This window comes from Orbaceae bacterium BiB (assembly GCA_036251205.1).
In the GTDB taxonomy this organism is placed as follows: domain Bacteria; phylum Pseudomonadota; class Gammaproteobacteria; order Enterobacterales; family Orbaceae; genus Orbus; species Orbus mooreae.
Genome location: CP133958.1, coordinates 404,860 through 421,231 on the forward strand (window position 1 = coordinate 404,860; position 16,372 = coordinate 421,231).

A 16,372-nucleotide genomic window follows, 5' to 3' on the forward strand; every position below is an offset into this window, starting at 1 on the left:
TATGGGGAAAAGTTCAGGTAGCGCTAAAACGCCAAGTATAGCAGCGGATAACTTAGAATCAAAACAGCAGCTATCCATTATAGATATTCTTGGCGAAGGGCAAATAGAAGGTCCTGTGGGTGGATTAAAAGGTGTATATCTAAACAAAACACCAATAGAAGCGGCTGATGGTTCATATAACTTTAATGGCGTAGAGGTTGAATGGGTAGCAGGAACACAAGCGCAGGAGCCTTTAAGTGGCTTCTCTGAAACACAAAATGAAGTCCCCGTTAGCTTAGAGGTCAAATACAGTACACCTATAGTTAGAACTATAACTGACCCCAATATCGATAGAATTCGAATTACTGCAGGCGTCTCAGCATTATATGCTCAAACGAATAGCGGTGACGTTGTCAGAACATCAGTCAAAATGGCGGTTCAAATCGGCTCAGGAAATAACTGGACAACAAAAAAGACGATTGAGTTAAATGACAAGAAAACACGTTCGCAGTATTTAACGTCAGTTATTTTAGATGATTTACCCGCAGTACCATTCAACATTCGCGTTACTCGAATTACACCGGATAGCACCTCAGACTTACTCGTCAATGGTACCTTATGGTCATCCTATACTGAAATTTATGACGTTAAACTGGCGTATCCCAATACCGCTTTAGTTGGACTCCGATTTGACTCATCACAGTTTAATGGTGTGCCATCAAGAACGTATTTAGTTAAAGGGATTATGTGTCAGGTGCCGGATAATTACGACTCCATTTCACGTTCATACAGTGGGATTTGGCTGGGTGAATTCAAAACTGAGTGGACTGATAACCCTGCTTGGATTTTTTATGATTTAATGACCAACGATCGGTATGGTATGGCGAGTCGGTTCGGCGGATTTCCAATTGATAAATTCACCCTATATTCAATAGCGCAATATTGTGACGAAATGGTCGATGACGGTTTTGGCGGCAAAGAGCCTCGGTTTACTTGTAACTGTAATATCACAGAGCAAGAGCAGGCTTACGACTTGATAGCCAAATTCTGTTCAATTTTTAGAGCTTTACCGGTGTGGGATGGATTACAGCTTACCGCAGTTATTGATCGCCCATCTGATACGGTTGCTGTTTACACCAATGCGAATGTTGTTGACGGTAAATTTAATTATTCATCTGCGGCTATGAAAGATAGGCATACTGCAGCAAGGGTTAAGTATGTAGATCCCGATTATAGCTATGAAACGGTCACTGAATATGTTGCAGATGATGATTTAATTAAACGTTTTGGGCTTAATGTCTCAGATGTTGAGGGATTTGGCTGCACATCACGCGGACAAGCCCACCGAGTTGGTAAATGGCTAATTGCAACTGAAAAATATGAGCGACAGACCGTTAACTTTTCGGTTGGACGTGAAGGGCTCAGGCATTTGCCGGGTGATATTATTGAGGTTCTTGATAATGATTACGCTGGAGTGCAATCAGGTGGGAGGATAAAGTCTGCAGAAGGTAAAATAATTGCACTCGATAGAGACGTTGAAATAGGCACTAATTCCTATATTACTTATCAAGATATGAATGCTAACCTTGTTAAAGTTAAGGTGTCATCACAAAAATCAGCGAATACAGTTGTTGTTGATGAGGATGTTAATGCTGATGAGTGGTCCACGTGGATATTAACAAACAATGAAGTATCATCTCGTCTATTTAAAGCAATTGCGATTACTGAGAATGATGACTTAAGTCTATCAGTTACCGCGCTAGAGCATAACCCTGCTAAAGAAAGCATTGTTGATGAAGGAGCGGCATTCACTCCTGATCCAAATCAATCATTAAACTGGGCTATACCTGCCATAGAGAGTCTTGCGGTATCAGTTACACCTGATAGTGATTTGTATCAAGCTGTTTTAACTTGGTCAACGCCGCGGACAATGAGCAATCTAGAATTTCAAGTGACAATCCTTCGAAATGGGAATTTAGTTTCTCGGCAAACAGTACCTGAAATGTCAGTGACAATGAATAATATTGACGATGGAAATTACACGGCATCAGTACGCGGAATTTCAACTGAAGATGGCCGGCTAGGTGATGAGTCAATTGTTACATTTACGATTGCTGCACCGTCCACTCCAGCGCAACTGGCTTTTGCAGTCACAAGCAACAGTGTGACCATTAAGCCGCTTATGCCATCAAGTGTGGGACTTGGAACGACCTTTGAGTATTACAAAGGTACAACACTTGCTGAAGTTCAAGCAATGACAAACTATCTAGGTCGGACTTCTAATAGTTTAATCGATGCCGATGTTTTAGCTTCAACAACTTATTACTATGGCGTTGTTGCTGTCAATGCTGCAGGGCGCTCAGGGTTACGTACTGGCTCAGTAACAACCGAATCTGATAGCGTTGGTACTGCAGGCGGTATATTTAGAATTAAAACAAGCGATGGCGTTTTCCCGGTTAACAGCGATGATGCTACAGAGCTTTTTTACAACGTTCTTGGTATGTATCCGTCACAAGATACTGTATTAATCGTTTACTCGGCTGATGTTGATAACAACATCACTCACTCAGAGCAAAAGATGTATAACGGCTCGATGTGGGTAACGCCGGCTTTATTCCTTGATGGTGATTTAATTGCTACAGGAACAATAAGCGGAGATAGGTTAGTTGCTTACACTGAAATTAAAGCGCCAGTGATTACAGGAGGGACAATTAATATTAATGATAGGTTTATTGTTGATAAAGATGGAACGACGACGATTAAAAGCGGTGATGCTGGGGGAAGACTTGTCATAAATAATGAAACGATAACTGTTTACGATGAAAGTGGAAAAAAGAAAATCGAAATAGGTAGGCTATATGATCAGTAGTTTTGGAATGAGAGTGTACAATGATAACGGCTCCTCGTTTATCTTTGATGAGCATTGTTCTGCTTGTAAAATTTTAGGCGTATTCAAGTATTACCCTCGGACATATGATATATCAAGGCGTACTGGGATTTATGTGCCAGAAGGATATCAGGAGGCAATTGGCTTTAGTAGTCAGTCGGTCGTTTTCTCTGATAGTAGTAGCGGCTATCTCAAGTATCACGGTCTAGGTGATATGTCATATTACCTAGATGAAGACCGACAAATTATATTGGAATCAGGCAGCAAAGGAACAACCTCTGGCAATAAAATTGGCGAAAAACAAGACTGCACGGTATTTGCATGGCCAATAACGGCTAGTGGTAATTATGGATTATCTTTTTCGGGTTATGACAATTTTTCTAAAATTACGGACATGTCTGATTTTTCATTTTTGTTATATAGCGGTGAAGTTGATATAAACCCCGGTGGGTGGGTGCCATCATCCATCGATAAATCATATGATTTTGATAATACAGTTATTTTTTTTTACTGGGAAAACCCTCATGCGAGTCTTGTGAAATACTATGACTTTAGTCTTTGGGATGGTTCAATTATCGATAAAAAGTATGTTTTTTACGATCAAAATGGCAATGGAGTCTCGGAAATAATAAAAGCAAAAATTGTCATTTTTGGGAAAGGTAGCGCCAATAAATCAAAATATGGCATTAGATTTTTCGGAAACAGTGGTGGAGATTACTTTGATGTCAATGATGGCGTTTTAATTCGTCCCACTTTTTTTTCGATGGGCACTCAATCGCTTTATGATTTTAAAGGTGTTCCCGGCGTCAATAGACCGATGATATTACCAACAACTATTGGCGGTTATGCAAAAGGCTGGCAGATTGATAGGGCTTATTGGGAATTAGGTGTTGCTAATAATGGGTTCCAGCTGGCACCCTCTCCAGCTAAAAGGAAATATGTGTATTATAACCGATTTGACCCATTATACGTTGTTTCTGATTACCCTGTTCTGGTTTTGGATGCTGAAAACTATTTTAACTTTGGAGATTAACTCATGTGGTATAACTTAAATTTAAACGATCTTAATCTATACAACCCAGTCATTTTAGTAGGAGGGATTGTTGCTATTGCTGTTTTTTTATTAGTTGGGCATAAAATACTTATCCCTTTATATAAAAAATATATTGTTAAATCAAAACGCAAGTAACATAATTTTTAAGGACCCCAAATGACAATGATATCAGGTATATTAATTGATGGTGCAGGACAGCCGCTACCAAATGTTCAAATCGTATTAACTGCACTTAAAACCTCAAGTAAAGTTATTGTTCAATCAAAGGCTTTAATTACAACGACATCAGACACTGGCTCATATTCCATCAACGCGCAACCCGGAAATTATTCAGTTACAATATTAAGAAAAGGTTTTCCGACAGAGAAGGTTGGTCGTATCAATGTTTACTCAGACAGTGAGAATGGAACGCTAAATGATTTTTTAATTAGCCCTAGTGAAAGCGAGATCACCCCAGAAATATTGGCACAGGTTGTTGATGAGAGAAAACAAGCGCAACAAGCTGCTCAATCGGCTCAAACCTCTTCTAATCAAGCATTATCTACACTAAACAATACAGTTAAGAAAACAGGTGAAACGACTCAAACCGTTCAAGGTACACTCGATGCTACAGAGTTAAAAGAGAATGGAAATAGAGTTTATTCTCCAAATAATAAACCGACTGCTAGTGATGTTGGCGCGTTATCTACCACAGGTGGAACCTTGAGTGGTAATTTACTTTATAGCAAATATGAAACAGGTTTAAATTTTACTGTTAATAAAAATAACTATAAGCAATTCATTTCAATAAATGACAGTTATGTTTTTCTTATGTCCGGAACGGACGGTGATAAAACTCGATTAAGATATTCACCGCAAATAAACACATGGAACTTTGAAAGTAGCTCAGTCTCAATCAATAATACACCAGTGTTAAAACAAGGTGATGCTGTTCCATTTGTCGGTCTGATCTCTGCTGGTACAGACTTAAATACTTTAATTGGTAGTGAAAATGGCGTTTATTATCAAACATATTCCGCTAATGCCACATTAGCTTTAAATTATCCTGTTGCTGGTAGAGTCGGGACGCTTGTAGTCTATAATTTAAACGGACAAACATCATGCTCTCAAAGATTCATGACATATGGCACTAATGACGAGTATTTAAGAAACTATAATCAGAATAACCAACAATGGTCTGCTTGGTTTAAGCAAATAACAACCGCAAATTCAACTGTAGATAGTAATGGCTTCTACAAAAAAGCATCGCCGATTTGTAGACTATTTGCTAGCGATAATATTACTGAGGTTGAAGGCTTTAAGATTGCGGGTTGTGGGTTGGTTAATAGTGAAGCGGATGGTGTGATAGCTAAGCGTATTGATGTCGGTCATTATGAAATCCATGGCTCATTGGGCTTTGCTAAAGAAGGGTGGTATATTACCTTGCCAGAAGATGCAAATGGTAATAAAAAATTCTTTGCTGAATATACAACTGATGAGAATAATATCATTACAGTTAAAACATATACTCGCAAGTTTGATTTTGAACAATGCGCAATAGTTGCTGGTGAGCCTCAAGATATTACAGAAGACAGATGGATTGATATTAGATTGGAAATGCCAGCGGTTGAGATTAATGATGAAGCAGCGCCAATGCCAAGTACTTTAAACCCTATAATCTATTAAACCATCACACAAGAACTTCACATAATTAACAGCATCAATCAACTGCTTAAATCTTGCTATCTCTATCGTTATCTCATCTTTATACATAACCATATTATCTCCGTCCACAGCATCAATGATGTATGAATCGTCGTCGATATCATGTTCTTTGTCGTGAGAAAAGCGAATATAGATAGTTTTTAAGTAATTGATTCTGATCATATCAAATATCATGTGTTGTGATTAACGTCATGATACATTAGTTTAATTGATATTAAGCTACCTATCAGACTTAATAAATCTATAAAACAATTTTAATAAATACTATTTAATTTATTTAGTTAACTCAAATAGAATAAATAAACTTGATTTTATTACTTAAATTTCATAGACTTAATTAATCTAAAAATAATAACTCATCATCAATGAATGACAATAAATACTGGTTTATAAGCAGAAAAGAATGGACTGAAATTATCCGAGAGATTGATTCCCCAAATCCCTTTCGCTATCAAACCTTTTCTATTTCAGTTCGAAAAGCGAAACAGCTCCAACAGGTCAGTTACTTTGATGAAGATGATTATCAGTCGATTATTGACTATTGTTTAACGTATTCGGATAGTTGCCATGGATTATCACAAGTCTTTGATTTACTTGCTAATCAATATGGTGCGGGTCATTATCTCAAATCATTATCTGAGCAGCGTAAAGTACTGATTGACGGATTAAAAAATCAGCATATTGTCTTATTACGTGAGACCGTGACACATAGTGATTATGAGCCAGTCCAGCCTACGGTTATTCCTGAAAAAATGAACTATTTGACTGATGAGCAGTTCTTGGTTAGTCACATGGAAGACCCAACTAATTGGATTGAGTTTGAAGTTACTGGAGTCGCTAATGAGCCATTTACTTTATTCAATAGCAAAACAGGTGAAATAGTTACACAAGGTCAGCTTGATGCATTGGGTCATGCTTATGTTGAAATCCCCGAAGAGACAGTTTTTCTGGTGGATGTCGCATTTTCTAAAACCAAAGAATACCGTTCATGGTATTACACACTGTTAGACTATCATAGTCAGATGTTTGCGGGTAGCGTTGATGCGATGGCTTCTTCCCTTGATGCAATAAATGATTTTCATCTGGCAGAAGTGGTGCCCATAGCAAAATTGTATCAGGTTTTAGGTCTGTCAAAATATTTCTCCCCTAATTCATCGGGTGGCAGTAAATTGATGCCTGCGAAGACACAAGGCGGCGAGCTAATTCGTTCAGCCAGTGCCTTTATCACTGGATTTTATTTACTCGATTTAGCAGGGTTCAGCTATATCAAACCGGTGTCAACATTCGGGCAATATAGCCGTGGCGTGGCTGCTTTTGGCGTAGTCAATGCTACCGTAACGCCTGTCATGGAGCATCGGATAGCTGATTTATTATCAAAAGATGCCGGTTTAAAATCGGTTGTGCTTGACTATTTATCCGTTCATCCGGATGATAGCAACGCTGAAGCAAGGTTCAAAAATGGTCTGGAAGGATTGGCGTTAGGTTCGGTACTTGAACCGCTATTTATCGTGTTTCGGATTATTAAAAACTCCTTAACCCGCACCTTAATTACCCGAATTCCAACACGGCGGACTTATAAACTTGAGGCTGAAAAGGTTGAAATTGAGCCAATAAAGCAGACTGAATCAACCAACGAGATTGATATAGGGAAGGAGAGCACTAATATTACGAAAACAGGCAATACTTTGCCTGATATAGCTCAGCTAAGTTTAGCTGCCAATTCCGTAAATAGAAATGGTTTAACCGATGCAGGACGAGCTCTACAAAAACATGGTGGACGAGAAGGTAGTGTATATATCTATACAAATCAAAAACCTTCAATTTTAAATAAAGAAGCTCAAGATATTGTTAATGATATATTATCTAATCCTCAATCTAAGATCGAATATAAAAAAGCAACTGAAAATAAAAAAATAATTGATGTAATAGATGTAACCGCTCCAGATGGGAGAAAGTTAAGGTTTAATGAAAGTGGGACTAGATTAATTGGTTTCAGAGAACCGCCTAAAAATAGATAGGAGTCATAAAATGTTAGAATATAGTGTTGGTAGTTCGATAGAAAGTGACAATTTTAATGCCGAATTACTCTATAATGGAAATGTATGGGGAGAACTTTGTCTATCTGAAGATAAAAAAAATTTAGATTTTATAATTTATCCTAGTAATATTTCTAATATTTTAGTTTTTAATTATGATGAATTAATGGCATTGATTGAACGGGCAAAAAAACATTTATTACAATTAGAACCATTAAAAGATTAAAAATCTATCTATTTATAATTTTAATTAGTATTAATTGTTATTTACTTGTGAGTCAATCATAGGCTTATAAGCGAAAATGTTAAACAGAGTTCAGTAGTTATTGAAGTAAAAGAAATTACGGGTAGATATATTAATATAGGAAATCCTAACGGTCTTCCTGATGTTAATAAACCAACAATCATCTTTATGATACAGTCAAGCGGATCTCCGAAGATAGTACCAGTAAACCCAAATAAAGGAGGAACGATAAAGTGAATGATCTACAGTTATTACTTTCTGCACAGAGAGCTATGCTATTTAATATATCTCCTAAATTTAGAATGATATCTATAGATATTGATTCTGATAGGGTGCTACAGGTCTTGGTTGTTATTTCAAGTGAAGTTGATGAAGAAGAAAAAGATCTTATGTATTCATTCGCAGGAGAAATAGAAGGTGATTTTTCAGAAATATCATCAACAAATGTAGTATTTATTATCAATTCTGATGATATTAATATTATTCCTAGATTACCTAAAATAGTCTTTTCACTTTATCAGTGAGACAAAAAATTTTATCCAATAACGGGAAAATATTGTTTTTTAATTGTGTATTTTAAGTTCTATGTGTGACCTCTGCTTGGCGCAGTACTTGAGCCTTTATTCATCGTCTTTCGGATTATTAAAAACTCCTTAACTCGCACCTTAATAACCCGAATTCCAACAAGGCGAACTTATAAACTTGAGGCTGAAAAGGTTGAAATTGAACCAATAAAACCCGTTGAACCAATAGAACAGAAGGAACTTGTTTCTGATATATCAAAAACGGGTGATATAATTGCGGAAGTTGAGAGTGATGTTGAACTGGAGGCTGTAAGGCTGAATCAAATATTAAAGAGGACCCAAGCAGCTGAAAAACTTTGTGTTGATTTAAATAATATTGATATTAGTAATAATATAGCTAAAGTAGAAATTAAAATTACAAATGAAATTAATTATTCAGATGTAAAATTATTAATTGAGTATGCTAAATCAAAAGGTGTATACAGAGTCGAAGTTAACACTGGATATATTGCAAACGAAAAACTTATGGATTTTCTCGAAAAAAGAGCTATTGATGGAAAACCGTTTATGGGAGGAAAAGTTGTTCGTGAAAACTCAAGCACGACTGACTTTATAATAATATATGAATAAAAACGAATGGTATAAAAAACGTATTCTTTGGAAAGCGAATCAATTTAAATCGCTTTCGCAAACGATGTTAAGAAGTGAAAAAGATGATGTTTCTTTTGAAAAATTATGTGAAAAACACATGAATTCTGATGATGAAATTTTGTTTTTATTTTCTGATAAGGAATATATAAAATGGACAGCTATAACGACGGATAAAATTATTAGTTATCATGATAATAATGTATATCAAGAAAAATTAGATAATATAAAAAAATTGATTGAGATTAGAAAGGATGATATTTCTAATAATAACTTGAAGTATTGTGCTAGTTTTTTACTTGTAGGCGAGGGTAAATTGCCGATTTGGACTCCTAATTCTCAGATTCTCTTTGCACTTATGAATATTCTAAGAATGTTTCCTCTAAAGGAAAATGTATGAATGCAATTAATATAATAAAACCATATAAATATCTAAATATGTGGGTTTTCGATGATCCAAAAGTAGGATTAATACAAGAACCGTTTGTTTCTGGTGCAGATATTTTTCTTGATAAAGTAACAGAATCAATCCCAAATGCATCAGATGGGTTTATTTTAATTTTTTCGAGTAGTTATTTTCCTGACGCCAATTTTCATTTGGAATGGATAAAGTCTGCAGAAGTTGGTAACTGGTATTATTCAAAAGAGTTCAATATTGAAGGTTGGCTTTGTCCTGCTTTATTTAAATATTTTGATAATATTCCTTCTAATTTATATTTAAAAATTCAATCACTTTGAAACAAATAGTTAATCAATAAACTAAAATACTGCATGATATAAAATTAAATAAATTATTATTTTTAGGGATGATTACCGGATGAGCGTTATCATCAAGATTAAAATATATTAGCATAGACCTAACTACTACAATTAACTGATTTAAGAGCCTCATACTAGGCTTTCTACCTAAAATTAGATAGAATTAATCTTTTTTTCCCACTCTAATATTAATTCTTGTTTTTCTTTCCAATAATCATACCTATCATAATGTTTACTGGATACTCCTGGTATTTTATGATTTTGTAAACGATCTCTCATTTCTGAACTAATACCCATTGCACCAGCTAATGTTTTAAATGTACGCCGAATATCTCGTGGGGTAAATGAAGCAATATTTTTATGTTTACAATACTTTCTCATTTGCTTACCAAATTCAGAAGTTTCCAAATGACCAGATTTCGTATTAGCAGGGAATATAAAACCCTCTTTATTCTTTATAACTTTAAGAGCATTGATAATAGTATCGCATAAAGGAACTGCATGAAAATTTTTCATTTTCGACAATTCAGGGGGGATAGTTAACTCTTTATTATCTAAGTCCACATTATTCCATGTATTAGCAATAAGTTCCCAAGGGCGTTGTCCTGCGGTATAAATACAGAGTAAAACTAATAGTCTAAAATCAGGATGCATTACTGATTCTTCTACTGGTTTGTTGCAATCATCAATTAACTCCTTTAATTCAGTCCAAGATAAGAATCTATCTCCTGGTTTTTCTACTCCTTGTTGTTTTGGAACAACCGTAACTGGATTAAATTCTAAACCATAAACAATCGCATCTCGTATGTTTGCAGGGTCGTTATCTGCTTTTAGACCATAGTTAAATGCAGCATGTACAGCAGCACGAATTTTATTAGCTCCAGCTAATGCTCCTCGATGAATAACCTCTGATAGCATTAGTTTAATATCAGTTGATGTGATGTCTCTGGCTTGTTTTTCACCATCGATAAATTGACTATTTAAAACTTGTCTAAGCCTGTTCTCTGTTGAAGACCAAGAACGCTTACCAGTAGATTTCATGTTGGAGACATAGTCAGTAAATAATTGTAAAACAGTAGCTTTTTGTTTATCTTTTTTTTGTTGTTCTATTTCTTTTAATATACTATTACTTTTGATGATAGCTGCAGATAACATTAATTCAGGATAGTCACCCATTGTAATAAATTTTGCTTTTTTATTTTCGTAATACCTAAAGACAAAACTACGGCGCCCTGATGGATATACTTTTATTCCAACGCGGCCAATACCGCGAGAGCCAGAATCATGCCAAACATAGTAAGCAGATGTTTTCGGTTTTAATCCTTTTATTTTTGTGTCACTTAATATCATAATGGGTCTAGTTAGCGGGTTTAGTTAGTTTGTAATAGAATGCATTATTTATAATTAATTTGCAATTAGGTGTAACTAACTTATTAATCTAATTTAATGATTTTTAATGAAAATATCCTTAAATTTAATTAAATTAAAAAAAATGAAATTTTAAAGATTTGGACTTCTAAGCCGTAGGTCACAGGTTCGAATCCTGTAGGGGACACCATTTAACTATTTTTAAAATCTTTTTCAAATAGCATTTATTAAAATTAAACTCTTTTAGCATAAGTTTTTAAACCTATTTTTCAATTCAACTGAATCCAATCCAAAGTACTTCACATCAAGTAAAAAAGTAGATATAAAAGTGGTAATATTTCGGCTCGATGAAGTCTTGTATCAATTGACTGGAATGTCCACACCTTTTAGTACCAAAAAGATAAGGTCATTATCTATTTCTATACTCAACGGGTGTTTGATAATTTAATGTTGAATGAAGCCGAGTATAATTAAACCAATCAACATAATGATTAAATTGTAACGTCAACTGTTCAAGCGAATCAAATACACCATTTGAGACGAATTCGGTTTTTACGGCTTTAAATGTTGCTTCAGCAACCGCATTGTCATACGGGCAACCTTTATAACTTAACGAACGTGTAATACCAAATGTCGTTAAACATTCATCAATCAGGTGATTATCAAACTCTTTTCCTCTATCAGAATGAAATAAATCAACATCATGTAAGTCCATGGGTATTTGGCTTATTGCTTGCATCACAAGCTCTGCTGTCTTATTTCTGCCAGCACTTCGTCCGACTATCTCTCGATTACGGTGATGTGCTCCTAGTTTAGTGGAGACTTTTTAGTAACAAAAAAGGAGTCTCAAATGAGTAAAAAATACGATCCCCAATTTAAACAAGAAGCGATCAATTTAGCCCTAAATAGCGAACAAACTTATCGACAAACAGCCAATGATTTAGGTATAAATTACAAAACATTTTGTAATTGGATGTACCAAACGATGAATAAACCAACCCATCAAGCGATAAAATCAAATAAAAAACCAGACTATCACGAACTTGAGCGTCAAAATAAAGCGATGAAAAAAGAGCTTGAGCTACGTAAAAAGGAGATCGATATCCTAAAAAAGGCCGCTCAGTACTTTGCGAGCCTGAAATAGCAAGGTACGAATTTATTAAAAAGCAAAACACGCTATCTAAGCGTCGTTTATTTCATCTATTTGACGTGTCAAGTAGTGGTTACTATGCCTATTTAAAGCGATTACCGTCTCAGAGAACAGTGTTTAATCAGCAGCTTGACAAAAAGATTGAAACACTATTTGAAGATCATCGGCATCTCTATGGTTATCGGCGTTTACATGTCGAACTTTTGGAGGAAGGCTATTGTTTATCACGTGAACGAGTTCGTCGACGAATGCACAAGCTTCACCTTAAAGCAAAACAACGCAAAAAGTATAAACAAACAACGCACAGTAACCACAACAAACCGGTCGCTGAAAATATTTTAGATAGGCACTTTACCATGGACACACCTAATCAAGCTTGGGTATGCGATATAACTTATATTAAAGTGAACGGACAGTGGTTATACCTCGCGATTGTACTTGATCTCTACTCTCGTAAAATCATAGGCTGGGCGATGGATACGCATATGGAAAGCTCGCTAGTTTGTCAAGCCTTAACTATGGCTTTGCTTCATCGGGGCTATCCAAGTAAAGTGATTGTTCATAGTGACCGTGGTGGCCAGTATTGTTCCGATGATTACCAAGCTATATTAACGGCTTATGGCTTAACGTGTAGTATGAGTCGCAAAGGTAACTGTTGGGATAATGCGGTGGCTGAAAGCTTTTTCCATACCTTAAAAACAGAATGGATTTACCGACACAAACTAGAAAATATGGCACAAGCTAAATCGATGCTCTTGTGGTACATTGAGGTTTACTATAACCGAGTAAGAAAACATTCATATTTAAACTATTTATCACCTGTTCAATTTGAAGAAAAAATGATTTAATAATTTGAAAATAACTCTCCACTAAAATGTGGGCAGATCACGGATATCAACAATAATACACAGGTAATTCCAACGCTGTTTTACCCTTACATAGGTTAAATCAGTTACCAAAACTTTTCGCTTTTGACCCACTTCAAACTCTCGGTCAAGCGCATTGCTCACGATTGATTCATTACTCTTTTCAGCATCAATACGGTATTTTTTACAGGTATATTTTGAGACTAATTCCTTTTCCTTCATTATTCGACCAATTCGCCGTCTCGATAATGCTATACCTTGCCGTTTCAGCTCTGCTTGCAAGCGTCTTGTACCATAAACACGATAATTTAGGTCAAATACTTCGCTTACTTTATCGCAGAGTGTTTCATTTTGTTGATACGGTACCATTCGTCGTTGATAATAAAACTGATTTCGGGTGACGTGCAAACATCGACATAAACTTCGTAGGCTATATCGATGCTTATTCTGCGAAATTAATGCGATTTTCGCCCCATTATCAACGCTGCCTGCTTTAGGATATCATTCTCCATTAACAAGCGTTTATTTTCTTTGCGTAAGGCAATCAGTTCATTCTCCTCATGACTTCGATTACCTTGCGCTGTAAATGAACCCGTTTCTTGGTATTGTTTTATCCACTTATCTAATGCTGATTTAGTTAAATCGTACTCAGCAACGATGTCTGCTCGCTTTTTGCCATTTCGATGTAGCATAACCATCTGTTTTTTAAACTCATGACTAAAACTACGCTTTTCTTTTCGATTTAAATGTTGTGTCATTGTTGCTCCTTTCTTGTGTTTTTGGATTATCATAACAATGACCTTATAAAACTGGTACTAATTAGTGTAGCCTATCCAGACCATTGAGTTACTTTTTTTATATCTAGAATTTGACAATAAACAATAAATTGAGGAGAAAAGTCATGCCTTTAACAGACTTCAAAATCAAATTCTTGTATCGGGAGTTGTTTTAGTTTGTCTAGTGAGAGAGTAGGGTCGTTATTACTGTAGTTACCAACGGATTTTGGGGATTAAAATGCAAAAATATTAGCTGAACAATGTGTTAATCAATACGCTAATAGTGAAAAGTTATCGAAATCAGTGTTTGATGCAGCGGTATCGATTACGTTTAATGTTGGCTGTTCTAAAATGAAAACCTCAACAATGTATCGTTATCTGAATCTTGGAGAGTATGAACGAGCTTGTAATGAGCTACCACGTTGGAATAAATCAGCAGGTAACGTGTTAAATAGTTTAGTCATTCGACGAGCAAAAGAGCGTGAATTATGTCTACTCGATTTAAATTTATCTTAGTTATAACAATGACTACCGTATTTGGCTTACTGATTACTGTATTATTTGATATCAAAAATACCTATTTAGAGTTTGGCTCAATCAAAACTGAGTTATCACAAGTTAAAGCTGAATTTAATCAGTATCAAATGATTGTACAAAAAGTTAATGATATCGACAACAAATTTACTCATAACTTAGCAAATACAAAATCTGAAAACAATAATCTGTATGACAATGTTATTAATGATCTTGGTCGGTTGCAGTTCAACCTCAGTAAAGCAGAACAATCCACCACATCCAGTATGGATGATGGGGTCTTCTGCGAACTCACTGGAGAAGCTAGACAAAATTATTATCAACTCAGATAACCAAATCTTAGGATTTCAGGATTATATTAAAAACATTTGCTTAGTTGGACAATAAGAGAGAGCTGTAATGAAAATTAAAGCGAAAATAAGTATTCCAAAGTGGCTTATCCAATTCATTGTTATTGCTGGAATAACTAAATTAAAATCATTAGATAAATGGTGTGACAATCGATTTAATAACAGGATTAAATTTTATGATGATTGATGGAATAGTAATTAAATAGCCTATACCTATATTAATTTAGTTTTGGCATCAAAAATCACGGGCTTATATCCTAGTGATGAATAAAGTTAATAGCTTTTATCAATCACAGATGATTAGTGGTTTTATTTTCTAGTTCTGATATGCGTATTAATATTTTCTCTTTGTCTATACATTTTATCAGTATAGGTAAATAGATATATCGTGAATGGACAAATATTACGTTTAAGCTTAAAAAACAGCCAATTAAAAATGGAGGAATAAAAGTTTTTATAGAAGATGGTAACAAAAGCTCTAGTATATCTTCAATTCTATATCCAATTTCAAAATAATATGTGATAGACTCCCTATTATACAAATAAAACCATCCAGTCAATAGAATTGCAAGTAGTACGCCCATAAATAATCTAATTTTAAATGGTATGCCTATATTTGTTTTGTTTTGATTTTTATTTATTGATTTTATTAATGATTTTAGCAATTCTTTTTCTATTTTACTATTCATTTTATGTCACCAAATAACTCTGATGTTTACGATCTTATTTTAGTTATGAAGCAAATTTAACATAATTTATGATAATCATAAATATATTAAAATGTTAACATCTTTCTCGTTCTTTGGAGTAGGATTGGGTGTCAAAAACACTACTCGATGTTAATTGGTTTTCTAATTTTATCTAAAGCTGAAAGTGATATTAAAAAACTGAGTAATATAATTATGCCAAATATTTGGACTAATCCAAACGCTCCAAAAAAGAAAAAATACTCTTCACTTCTATAGCTATAATAATTTGAAAACATGTCGGATATTATATAAATCAGGTATAAGCAGTTAACCAAAGCTAAAGATGTCCAAACAATAGTAATTATAGATAACACTTTAATAACCGAGCGCATATTAATTCTCCAAAGTAAATTAAAAGCATTATTACTTAAATATTAATTTACCACAATCTACCTTCAGGTGGTTTTTTAATGCCCAAATAAAAGTGACGTACTACAAACCCAATCAATTTTCAAACTAATCAAAATGTCTATCACAGGACATAAATTAACCAAATAACTTTTTTAGGAATGAGCCTTGAGATTGTCAGTATAGCTGGTGAGCTTCTTAGGGCTGAAATTTCTATGTAACAAGGTTTATTTCTAAATATGAATATTATTAAATTTCAGCCGTTTTATAAAATGACCAAAGATGGATTTATATTTTTAGTTATCGGGACCTGTCTCGTTTATCAAAGCAAACTACATTAACGTATTTAATTGGATGACTGAGCAACTTCATAAAATGCAAAATAGCTACTTGAAA

At 34.7% G+C, this 16,372-nt stretch carries 16 protein-coding genes and 1 pseudogene; 12 read left to right on the forward strand and 5 right to left on the reverse strand.

The annotated features are described in order from the left end of the window. Position 1 precedes the first annotated feature (1 nt). The 8 genes from RHO11_01910 to RHO11_01945 all read left to right on the forward strand — a co-directional run bounded on the left by RHO11_01910 (position 2) and on the right by RHO11_01945 (position 9,814). On the forward strand, positions 2 to 2,848 hold the full coding sequence (locus RHO11_01910) for a phage tail protein (protein WVD61908.1): 2,847 nt from the start codon (positions 2 to 4) through the stop codon (positions 2,846 to 2,848). Beyond that, positions 2,838 to 3,899, forward strand: a complete 1,062-nt coding sequence (locus RHO11_01915; GenBank protein WVD61909.1) for a hypothetical protein — start codon at positions 2,838 to 2,840, stop codon at positions 3,897 to 3,899. Before RHO11_01910 ends, RHO11_01915 begins: the two co-directional genes overlap by 11 nt. Before the next feature lie 177 nt (positions 3,900 to 4,076). After that, positions 4,077 to 5,585, forward strand: coding sequence for a prophage tail fiber N-terminal domain-containing protein (locus RHO11_01920; GenBank protein WVD61910.1), 1,509 nt, complete (start codon positions 4,077 to 4,079; stop codon positions 5,583 to 5,585). 404 nt (positions 5,586 to 5,989) lie between these two features. Then, positions 5,990 to 7,642: a hypothetical protein gene (locus RHO11_01925; protein WVD61911.1), complete on the forward strand. Its 1,653-nt coding sequence runs from the start codon at positions 5,990 to 5,992 to the stop codon at positions 7,640 to 7,642. Between the two features lie 10 nt (positions 7,643 to 7,652). After that, positions 7,653 to 7,886 carry a hypothetical protein gene (locus RHO11_01930; GenBank protein ID WVD61912.1) on the forward strand — a complete coding sequence of 78 codons (234 nt, stop codon included), beginning with the start codon at positions 7,653 to 7,655 and terminating at the stop codon, positions 7,884 to 7,886. A gap of 251 nt (positions 7,887 to 8,137) precedes the next feature. Then, the gene (locus RHO11_01935; GenBank protein ID WVD61913.1) at positions 8,138 to 8,428 is read left to right on the forward strand and encodes a hypothetical protein; all 291 of its coding nucleotides are present in this window, start codon (positions 8,138 to 8,140) and stop codon (positions 8,426 to 8,428) included. Between the two features lie 622 nt (positions 8,429 to 9,050). After that, entirely contained in the window at positions 9,051 to 9,476 is a 426-nt protein-coding gene (locus tag RHO11_01940) for a hypothetical protein (GenBank protein ID WVD61914.1), read from the forward strand. Then, positions 9,473 to 9,814 carry a hypothetical protein gene (locus RHO11_01945; protein WVD61915.1) on the forward strand — a complete coding sequence of 114 codons (342 nt, stop codon included), beginning with the start codon at positions 9,473 to 9,475 and terminating at the stop codon, positions 9,812 to 9,814. Before RHO11_01940 ends, RHO11_01945 begins: the two co-directional genes overlap by 4 nt. A gap of 174 nt (positions 9,815 to 9,988) precedes the next feature. Here the strand turns inward: RHO11_01945 and RHO11_01950 are convergent, their stop codons facing one another. After that, positions 9,989 to 11,185, reverse strand: coding sequence for a tyrosine-type recombinase/integrase (locus RHO11_01950; protein ID WVD61916.1), 1,197 nt, complete (start codon positions 11,183 to 11,185; stop codon positions 9,989 to 9,991). Positions 11,186 to 11,612: 427 nt separating this feature from the next. After that, positions 11,613 to 11,996: pseudogene (locus RHO11_01955) on the reverse strand (IS3 family transposase). A gap of 57 nt (positions 11,997 to 12,053) precedes the next feature. Between RHO11_01955 and RHO11_01960 the strand changes: the two are divergent. Together RHO11_01960 and RHO11_01965 are read left to right on the forward strand one after the other, a co-directional pair. Beyond that, positions 12,054 to 12,347, forward strand: coding sequence for a transposase (locus RHO11_01960; protein WVD61917.1), 294 nt, complete (start codon positions 12,054 to 12,056; stop codon positions 12,345 to 12,347). A 14-nt stretch (positions 12,348 to 12,361) separates the two neighbouring features. Continuing rightward, positions 12,362 to 13,201, forward strand: a complete 840-nt coding sequence (locus RHO11_01965; GenBank protein WVD62835.1) for an IS3 family transposase — start codon at positions 12,362 to 12,364, stop codon at positions 13,199 to 13,201. A gap of 21 nt (positions 13,202 to 13,222) precedes the next feature. On the opposite strand, the gene RHO11_01970 is transcribed toward RHO11_01965, so the two are convergent. Both RHO11_01970 and RHO11_01975 read right to left on the reverse strand, forming a co-directional pair. Then, the gene (locus RHO11_01970) at positions 13,223 to 13,588 is read right to left on the reverse strand and encodes an IS3 family transposase (GenBank protein ID WVD61918.1); all 366 of its coding nucleotides are present in this window, start codon (positions 13,586 to 13,588) and stop codon (positions 13,223 to 13,225) included. An 86-nt stretch (positions 13,589 to 13,674) separates the two neighbouring features. After that, positions 13,675 to 13,977, reverse strand: coding sequence for a transposase (locus RHO11_01975; GenBank protein WVD61919.1), 303 nt, complete (start codon positions 13,975 to 13,977; stop codon positions 13,675 to 13,677). Positions 13,978 to 14,241: 264 nt separating this feature from the next. Here RHO11_01975 and RHO11_01980 point away from each other — a divergent pair, with 264 nt between their 5' ends. Both RHO11_01980 and RHO11_01985 read left to right on the forward strand, forming a co-directional pair. Continuing rightward, the gene (locus RHO11_01980) at positions 14,242 to 14,511 is read left to right on the forward strand and encodes a glycoside hydrolase family protein (protein WVD62836.1); all 270 of its coding nucleotides are present in this window, start codon (positions 14,242 to 14,244) and stop codon (positions 14,509 to 14,511) included. Then, positions 14,484 to 14,861, forward strand: coding sequence for a lysis system i-spanin subunit Rz (locus tag RHO11_01985; GenBank protein WVD61920.1), 378 nt, complete (start codon positions 14,484 to 14,486; stop codon positions 14,859 to 14,861). The genes RHO11_01980 and RHO11_01985 overlap by 28 nt, the downstream gene beginning before the upstream one ends. A 308-nt stretch (positions 14,862 to 15,169) precedes the next feature. On the opposite strand, the gene RHO11_01990 is transcribed toward RHO11_01985, so the two are convergent. Further along, positions 15,170 to 15,568, reverse strand: coding sequence for a hypothetical protein (locus RHO11_01990; GenBank protein WVD61921.1), 399 nt, complete (start codon positions 15,566 to 15,568; stop codon positions 15,170 to 15,172). Between the last annotated feature and the right edge of the window lie 804 nt (positions 15,569 to 16,372).